Annotated in this window: 6 protein-coding genes and 1 pseudogene; 5 read left to right on the top strand and 2 right to left on the bottom strand. The window is 66.3% G+C overall.

Annotated elements, in window-relative coordinates:
- Nucleotides 1-47 precede the first annotated feature (47 nt).
- Both A8G08_RS01675 and ilvD read left to right on the top strand, forming a co-directional pair.
- Nucleotides 48-1,483 (top strand): annotated as a pseudogene (locus tag A8G08_RS01675) (MFS transporter).
- Between the two features lie 24 nt (nucleotides 1,484-1,507).
- A complete protein-coding gene (gene ilvD, locus A8G08_RS01670) occupies nucleotides 1,508-3,208 on the top strand; it encodes a dihydroxy-acid dehydratase (protein WP_068269356.1) in 1,701 nt (566 codons plus the stop codon).
- Between the two features lie 78 nt (nucleotides 3,209-3,286).
- Here the strand turns inward: ilvD and A8G08_RS01665 are convergent, their stop codons facing one another.
- Both A8G08_RS01665 and A8G08_RS01660 read right to left on the bottom strand, forming a co-directional pair.
- Nucleotides 3,287-3,946, bottom strand: a complete 660-nt coding sequence (locus A8G08_RS01665) for a chymotrypsin family serine protease (protein ID WP_068269354.1) — start codon at nucleotides 3,944-3,946, stop codon at nucleotides 3,287-3,289.
- A 30-nt stretch (nucleotides 3,947-3,976) separates the two neighbouring features.
- On the bottom strand, nucleotides 3,977-4,768 hold the full coding sequence (locus tag A8G08_RS01660) for a DUF6319 family protein (RefSeq protein WP_068269358.1): 792 nt from the start codon (nucleotides 4,766-4,768) through the stop codon (nucleotides 3,977-3,979).
- A 164-nt stretch (nucleotides 4,769-4,932) separates the two neighbouring features.
- Here A8G08_RS01660 and A8G08_RS01655 point away from each other — a divergent pair, with 164 nt between their 5' ends.
- The 3 genes from A8G08_RS01655 to A8G08_RS01645 all read left to right on the top strand — a co-directional run.
- Entirely contained in the window at nucleotides 4,933-5,985 is a 1,053-nt protein-coding gene (locus A8G08_RS01655; protein ID WP_068269352.1) for an adenylate/guanylate cyclase domain-containing protein, read from the top strand.
- Between the two features lie 153 nt (nucleotides 5,986-6,138).
- Complete coding sequence (locus A8G08_RS01650) at nucleotides 6,139-6,993, top strand: MlaE family ABC transporter permease (RefSeq protein ID WP_068269350.1); 855 nt, start codon at nucleotides 6,139-6,141, stop codon at nucleotides 6,991-6,993.
- A gap of 1 nt (nucleotide 6,994) precedes the next feature.
- Nucleotides 6,995-7,420, top strand: a 426-nt coding sequence (locus A8G08_RS01645) for an ABC transporter permease (RefSeq protein WP_187344414.1), incomplete at its 3' end; no start/stop codon positions are given.

Here is a 7,420-nt window from a genome sequence, read left to right as displayed (position 1 = left end):
CCGCGCTCGAGAAGGCCGTCAGCTGACCGCACCCACCCGCCCGCGCCTTGCGTCCCGCCAGGCGATGGATCGTGGTCGCAACGGTTTTGGGTTTCCTTCGATCGCCATGCTCGACGCAACGGTCGTCAACGTGGCGCTACCGGAGATCGGGCGATCGCTCGACGCCGACCTCGCCGGGCTGCAGTGGGTGCTGAGCGGGTACACCCTCACCCTCGCGTCGTTCATCCTGCTCGGCGGCGCGCTCGGGGACCGACTCGGCCGCCGAAAGATGTTCCTCATCGGCACAGTGGGTTTTGCGATCACCTCGCTGATGTGCGGGCTCGCGGCGAACATCGAGACCCTGGTGGCTGCGCGGATCTTGCAGGGCGTGGCCGGTGCGCTGCTGACTCCGGGCAGCCTGGCCCTGCTCTCCACCTCGATCGACGAACGCGACCAGGGCGCGGCGATCGGGCTGTGGTCGGGCTTTGGTGGCGTCGCCGGCGCGGTGGGTCCGCTGTTCGGCGGCTGGCTGGTGATCGCAGTCGGCTGGCGCGCGGTTTTCCTCATCAACCTGCCCGTCGCGGCGGCTGTGCTGCTGGTCGGCTGGCGGCACGTGCCGGAGAGCCGCGACGAGCACGCTCCGCCGCACCTCGACGTACTCGGCGCCGCGCTCGTGGCAATCGGTCTCGGCACGCTTACCTACGGCCTCATTGCACCGTCCGTCATCGGTGGTGTGGTCGGCGCCGCGGTGCTTGCTGCGTTCGTGGCCGTCGAAATGCGCAGCGATCACCCACTCGTCCCGCCGTCGCTGTTCTCCTCGCGCGTTTTCACTGCGGCCAACCTCGTCACCTTTGCCGTGTACACCGCGCTGGGCGGCGTGTTCTTCCTACTTCTCCTTCAGCTGCAATTGGTTTCGGGGTACTCCCCGGTCACGGCCGGACTGGCGACGATTCCGATCACGCTGCTCATGCTGGCGCTGTCGGCCTGGGCCGGGAGGTGGGCGCAGGACAACGGCCCGCGGATACCGATGACGATCGGGCCGCTAGTCGCCGCGGCCGGCGTGCTCCTGATGATGCGGATCGGTCCCGACGCGTCCTATCTCGTCGACGTGCTGCCCGCGGTGGTCGTGTTCGGGCTCGGGCTGTCCGCGCTCGTCGCCCCGCTCACCGGCTCGGTGCTTCGCTCTGTTCCCGCCGACGAGGCGGGTATCGCATCGGGCGTGAACAATGCCGTCGCCCGCACCGCGCAACTGCTGGCTGTGGCGGCGTTGCCGGGGCTGTCCGGGCTGGCGAGCGCCGGATTCGATGATCCGGTGGCATTCAACGACGGCTTCGATACCGCGATGCTGATCTGCGCGGCACTGCTGGTTGTCGGTGCGGCGATCGCCGCGGCGCTCCTGCATACCCCGACCCACGCGGCAGTGCCCGAAGGCGTGGACTGCAAACCGAACTGCGGGGTCAGCGGGCCCGCGGTCGCCCCTCGCGCAACTAGGGCACGCCCATAGGCCGACGGGCGTAACTTGAGTCCGGTGAGTACCGGCGAAGTAGACATCAAGCCCCGCAGTCGCGATGTCACCGACGGCATCGAGAAAACCGCTGCGCGAGGGATGCTTCGCGCGGTCGGAATGGGCGACGATGACTGGCAGAAATCCCAGATCGGTGTGGCCTCCTCGTGGAACGAGATCACGCCGTGCAACCTGTCGCTCGATCGTCTGGCCAAGGCGGTGAAGGACGGCGTCCACGCCGCGGGTGGCTACCCGCTCGAATTCGGCACTATCTCGGTCTCCGATGGCATTTCGATGGGCCATGAGGGCATGCACTTCTCGCTCGTGTCCCGAGAGGTGATCGCGGACAGCGTCGAGACCGTCATGCAGGCCGAACGCCTCGACGCCTCGGTGCTGCTCGCCGGCTGTGACAAATCGCTGCCCGGCATGCTGATGGCCGCTGCGCGACTGGACCTGGCCAGCGTGTTCCTGTACGCGGGCTCGATCCTGCCTGGCGTCGCGAAACTGTCCGACGGCACCGAGATGGACGTGACCATCATCGACGCCTTCGAGGCAGTCGGTGCGTGCGCGCGTGGACTGATGAGCGAGGCCGACGTCGACGCCATCGAGCGGGCAATCTGCCCCGGCGAGGGTGCGTGCGGCGGCATGTACACCGCCAACACGATGGCCAGTGCAGCCGAGGCGATGGGAATGTCGTTGCCCGGCAGCGCTTCTCCACCGGCGACCGACCGCCGGCGTGACGGTTTCGCCCGCCGCAGCGGCCAGGCCGTGGTGGAGTTGGTGCGCCGCGGCATCCGCACGAGCGACATCCTCACCCGCGAAGCCTTCGAGAACGCGATCGCCGTGGTGATGGCATTCGGCGGGTCCACCAACGCGGTCCTGCACCTGCTCGCGATTGCCAACGAGGCGGACGTGCCCCTGACTCTCGATGATTTCGCCGAAATTGGTTCCCGGGTACCGCATCTCGCCGATGTGAAGCCGTTCGGCGCGCACGTGATGAAGGACGTCGACCATATCGGTGGCGTTCCGGTGATCATGAAGGCGCTACTCGATGCCGGTCTGCTGCACGGCGATTGCCTCACCGTCACCGGCTACACCGTCGCGGAAAACCTCGCGAAGATCTCTCCGCCCGATCCCGACGGAAAAGTATTGCGGGCGTTGAGTTCACCGATCCACCCGACCGGCGGCATCACCATCCTGAAGGGGTCGCTCGCCCCCGGGGGCGCAGTGGTGAAATCGGCGGGCTTCGACGAGTCGGTCTTCGAGGGGACCGCGCGGGTATTCGAGCGCGAACGTGCCGCGCTGGACGCGCTCGAGGACGGCACCATCACCGCCGGGGACGCGGTGGTGATCCGCTACGAAGGCCCGAAAGGCGGCCCGGGCATGCGGGAGATGCTCGCGATCACCGCCGCGATCAAGGGCGCCGGCCTCGGCAAAGACGTTCTGCTGCTTACCGACGGCAGATTCTCCGGCGGCACAACAGGGTTGTGCGTGGGCCATGTCGCGCCGGAGGCGGTGGACGGCGGCCCGATCGCTTTCGTGCGGGACGGGGACAAGATCCGCCTTGATGTCGCGCACGGGACGCTCGATCTTGTTGTCGACGGCGCCGAGCTCGACGGCCGCCGATCGGGCTGGGAGCCGCTGCCGCCGCGCTACACCAAGGGCGTGCTGGCCAAATACACGAAGCTTGTCGGCTCGGCATCCGAGGGCGCGGTCTGCCACTGACCAGGGCAGAAAACGAAGAACCCGCCGTGTGCGCGGATTGCGCTCACGGCGGGTTCTTCGAACCCCAAGGAGGTATTGCTAGATCGGCCGGAAGCCTCCGCCCACGATCCCGCGACCGTTCAGGTCGGACAGAATCGCGTGCATGTTGGTACCGACCTCAGGGCCGAAGCACGCGACCGCGAGGTAGGCGTTCACCATGCCGACCAGCGTGTTGCCGACGACGACCGGCGCACCCGAGTCACCCTCGACGACGCACATCTGCGACCAGGTTTCGATGCCCGTCTGGAAGATGTCACCGAACGCAATGCCGCAGGTGTGGCCAGTGGTGCGGCCTTCCTTGCAGACGACGTGCGGGAACTGAGCCGGGGCGCCGACGTTGGCGATGGTGACATTGCCGATCCGATTGACCGGAACGACCTTTGCCGGGTTGAACTCGATGACCGCGTAGTCGAGATCCGGGTTCGAGAACGTGAACCTGCCGATTTCCCCGAGGAACGGGTTGGCCTCGGCAAGCACATGTGAACCGGCCTCGCCACAATGGCCCGCCGTAAGACCGACGAGTCGACCCGCGCCGTCACGGCCAACCGTGGTCACCGTGCACTCGAATTGCTGGTCGATGATGATTCCCGAACCACCACCGATAACAACGGTGCCAGGCTGGGCGGCGGCGGGGGCAGCGCCGAACACCGTCATGCCGAGCACAATCGCGCCAACCACTGTGGCGAGCTTTCTGAACATGTTCCTCCAGTCCTAGGACTTCGAACGATATCAACTAGATCGTTCTCGGCCACCCCTTCCGTTCCCGGCCTCTACCGCACCGAGTGCTGCGAGGGTGCCCCGAGCCTCCTCCAGTTGCTTCGTCAGTTCCTCAACGCGGGCTGCGGCGACCTCTCGCGCGGCCTCCAGCGCCGTCTGCACGGCGCGCTCTGCGCCCGGTTCACCCAATTCGGTCACAGCACGTTCTACGGCGTCCGCGTTCACCGGCACCGGCTTGGCCGCAGGGCGATCGCCCTGCTGAACGGCCACGGTCCAGGCTCCGTCGAGATCGGCGTGCAGCGTCACCGTCACGGTCGTCGGGGTCTTGCGACCTCGGGCCGCGGGACGCGCCGCCGGCTTCGTTTTCGCAGTCACCTTCTGCTCTCCTGTCGATTTCGGCGGGGTTGTCGTTACCTTCGGCTGGATTGACGTTGCGCCGTTGGACGCGGACCGCGCACCGTTCGACGGCACATATTCGGGCTCGTCGGAAATTTTGGCCTCCGGTTTCGCCGGCTGCTGCGGTGCGGGCTTGGGCGCAGGCGACGGCGACGGCTTGGGCGCCGGCGGCTTCGTCATCTGCAACTCGTCCGCCTCGAAGGGCAGCTCGTCATCCACGCCCCGCGGCCGGACCAGCAAGGTCGTGCCGCTTATCGAAACCACCTTTGCCGAGGTCCAGGCCGCAAGCCCGAGACTCGGCACTGGATCCCGCAAATACACCGCGGCTCGTGCGCCCTGCGCCAGCGCGTCCCCGAGCGCGGTCAAATCGTCCCCGCTCAGCCCGGTACGCGGCGTACCGCTCGCCATCGTGCCAATTCCCCCGTTCTGCGCCTGCCGTCGCGCGCTCTGCATCGGATGTGCAGCGGCAACTTTGACATATGCGTCCGACAACGGCGCGGATTGCGAACCTGTTTCACTGAAGCACCGCGCGCGGCATGCTGATAGTCGAACCCCACTGGCGATGGAGAACGATGACTTCGACCGGGAAAGACGATGTTGCCGCAATCGTGCAGGCCGAGATCGAGAAATATCTGCTCGGCGCCCGCACGTTCGACCGCGACCGGCTGCTCGAGATCGCCGATGTTCCGATCGAGGTGGCACGCGAGCAGTGGGTCGCGATGGGCTTCCCGGTACCGCCCGACCCGGCTGCACTCACCTATACCGAGTCCGATGCGGATGCGCTCCGCACTATGTCCGCGCTTGTGGCCGACGGCGTGGTGGACGGCGATATGCCCGTCCGGATCGCCCGCACAGTCGGACACTCGATGGCCCGCCTCGCCGAGTGGCAGATCGACATTCTCAACGCCCTGATCCTTCGCGAGATCGAGGATCTCGAGCTCGACAGTCCCGATTCGATGCCATCGGCGCAGCAGCTCACGGCAATCACCCAACAGGTCGCCGAGCGGACGATTCCCTCGCTCGAGTCGCTGATGGTGTTCGCCTGGCGCCGCCACCTCGCCGCCGCGATGTCCCGTTCCCTCGCCGCGGCCGAGTCGGGCGCACTCGACGAGGAACTGCGGACCCTCGTCGTCGGGTTCGCTGACATGGTCGGTTACACCCGGCTGACCCGGCATCTCGACCGGACCGAGCTGACCGATCTCATCGAGGAATTCGTGTCGAATACGACCTTCCTGATCACCAGCGCCGGCGGCTGGGTGATCAAGAACCTGGGCGACGAAGTCATGTTCGCCTTCGAGGATCCGCAGGCCGCCGCCAACCTCGCACTGGAACTCCAGGAAGTCACGAAGGTCTCCGACGTGACGCCGGAATTGCGGATCGGCATGGCCTCCGGGCGCGTCCTGCAGCGGCTCGGCGACCTTTACGGGCCAGTAGTAAATACCGCCGCCCGATTGACGGGCGTGGCGAGACCGGGCACTGTGCTCATCGACGATCGCCTCGCGGATTTGCTGGAAAGTGACCCGAACTACAGTTTCCGTCACCTTCGCGAGGTTCGGGTGCGGGGGATCGACCGTCTCGGACTGCATGTATTACGCCGGTCACGCAAAGAAAGTCCAGTTCAGTAGGACTTCCAGCGTAAAACCGGCAAAGCCTTAGCAGATCTTCAGCTTCACGCGGATATGATCCGGGTCACCACCTGGCTCCCGCCATAGACCACTCTATTGTTAGGGTTCCCCCACACCACCCCGCCTGACGGCACGCTGGTTGGAAGGAGTTACGTGCACTCGACGCAGAGCCCGCCTGCTCAGTCGCAGGTCAGCGCAGCCACGACCTGGGCCAAGGGGTACTGGGAGGATCACCCGAAACGGTCTCTGGAGACCTTCGGCCGCCAGATCACCATGGGCATCCAGGCCATCGTCGAGTTGGTCGTCGACATCTTCCGCCGCCAGTTCCCGTGGCGTGAGTTCGTCAAGCAGTGCGGTTTCATGGCGAGTGTTTCCGCCGCACCGACACTGCTCGTGGCCATCCCGATCGGCGTCGTTGTCTCGATTCAGGTCGGCTCGGTCGCAGGCCAAGTCGGCGCGACATCGTTCATTGGCGCAGCCAACGGCCTCGGCATCATCCGGCAGGGCGCACCACTGGTGACCTCGCTGATGATCGCGGGCGCGGTCGGATCGGCCATCTGCGCCGATCTCGGTTCCCGCACGATCCGCGAGGAAATCGACGCGATGAAGGTGATGGGCGTCGATCCGATGCGCCGCCTTGTTGCTCCCCGGTTGCTCGCGGCCATGTTGGTGAGCGTCCTGCTGTGCGGCTTCGTCGTGTTCGTCGGCTTCCTGACCGGCTACATGTTCAACATCTTCGCCCAGAACGGCACGCCCGGTTCCTACGTCGGCACCTTCGCATCGTTCGCGGTGTCGTCGGACCTCATCGTCGCCCTGTTCAAATCGCTGATCTTCGGCCTGCTCGCGGCGATCATCGCCTGCGATACCGGACTGAACACCCGCGGCGGTCCCGGCGGTGTGGCGAACTCGGTCAACTCCGCGGTGGTGACGACGGCGATCATGCTGTTCGCCGTCAACATCATCATCACCCAGGTGTACAACACCTTCTTCCCCTCGCAGGTGGTGTGACATGGCAACTACCTCGCGTTATGTGCCCCCGGTGCTCCGGCCGCTCGGCGCGCTCAAGGGCATCGTCACCGGGCCGACCAACCTCATCGCAAAGCTCGGCCACCAGCTGGTTTTCTTCCTGAAGTCGCTGGGCGCCGTTCCCCTGACGCTGCGGCAGTACCCGAAGGAGGTCTGGCGCCTACTGTCCGACGTCACCTGGGGCAACGGCTCGCTGGTTGTCGGCGGCGGCACGATCGGCGTCGTGCTCATCCTGTCCGCGTTCGGTGGCATCACCGTCGGCATGGAGGGCTACAGCGCGCTGAACCTGCTCGGCATGGGTCCGCTCACCGGCGCGATCTCGGCGTTCGCAACCACCCGCGAGATCGGCCCCCTGCTGGCCACGCTGGCCTTCGCGGTACAGGCAGGCTGCCGGTTCACCGCGCAGCTG

This window comes from Aldersonia kunmingensis (assembly GCF_001646865.1).
Classification (GTDB): domain Bacteria; phylum Actinomycetota; class Actinomycetes; order Mycobacteriales; family Mycobacteriaceae; genus Aldersonia; species Aldersonia kunmingensis.
This window is presented reverse-complemented; position numbering and strand designations above follow the sequence as displayed.

What these genes read in the sequence shown, in the direction of transcription:
- A8G08_RS01665 (WP_068269354.1), bottom strand. Translation starts at nt 3,946, where the DNA reads ATGTTCAGAAAGCTCGCCACAGTGGTTGGCGCGATTGTGCTCGGCATG.
- A8G08_RS01660 (WP_068269358.1), bottom strand. Translation starts at nt 4,768, where the DNA reads ATGGCGAGCGGTACGCCGCGTACCGGGCTGAGCGGGGACGATTTGACC.
- A8G08_RS01655 (WP_068269352.1), top strand. Translation starts at nt 4,933, where the DNA reads ATGACTTCGACCGGGAAAGACGATGTTGCCGCAATCGTGCAGGCCGAG.